This is a genomic window from Mesorhizobium sp. M0062, from assembly GCF_040323125.1.
Taxonomy (GTDB): Bacteria; Pseudomonadota; Alphaproteobacteria; order Rhizobiales; family Rhizobiaceae; genus Mesorhizobium.
Window position 1 is genome coordinate 1 of sequence record NZ_JAMYUO010000068.1, and the last position, 829, is coordinate 829.

General features: G+C 57.8%; 1 pseudogene. It reads left to right on the forward strand.

The features are described from left to right. Positions 1-338 precede the first annotated feature (338 nt). Positions 339-829: pseudogene (locus tag NKJ64_RS30465) on the forward strand (type I secretion system permease/ATPase); the annotation flags it as partial.

An 829-nucleotide genomic window follows, 5' to 3' on the forward strand; every position in this document is an offset into this window, starting at 1 on the left:
CTGAAGGTGTGGAGGCGGAAGCCTGTTCGGGCCCTTGCGGCCGACCACGATGAATCCCTTCCAAACTTTCAGCCGGACGGTGTTGTTGACCCGCTCCATTAAATGCCGGGACCAAACATATTCGGCGGGAGCACTGATCCTGAACCAGCGAGCGGATGCAGTCGGTTGCCGGTCGGGGAGCAATATAGGGAGCTGGGTCGCCAGCCTCCGGAGACTTACGTGACAACCATTCCTTAAAGGATTCAGCTTTGAGACCCTTCCCTCTGACTTCCGCGATTTGGGGCATTGTGTTGATCAGCGGCGTGGTCAACGTGCTTGCGCTCATCTCGCCGCTGTTCATGCTTCAGGTCTATGACCGCGTTCTGGCAAGTGGCAGCGTATCCACTCTAGTGGGGCTCGTCGTGCTTGCTGCGGGGCTTTATGCGTTCCAATGCCTGCTCGACATTTTGCGCGCCCGCGTGCTGCTGCGGATTGGCGAGCGTTTCGATGGACAGTTTTCCGGACGCGTTCACGATGCGATCGTTCGCCTTCCGCTTTCAACGCGCATGCCGGGCGACGGCTTGCAGCCGCTTCGCGATCTCGACAATGTTCGCGGCTTCTTAGGTGGAAACGGTCCGACAGCGTTCTTCGATCTGCCATGGATGCTGTTTTATCTTGGCATTTGCTTCCTCCTTCATTTCTGGATCGGCATGACGGCACTTATCGGGGCGGTCGGTCTCACATCTCTGACACTCCTTGCCAACACTCTCTCGCAAGGGCCGATAAGCGATACCGTTGCCCACAACATGGCACGCAATGGTCTGCTGCAAGCAGCGCGTTGCAATGCCGA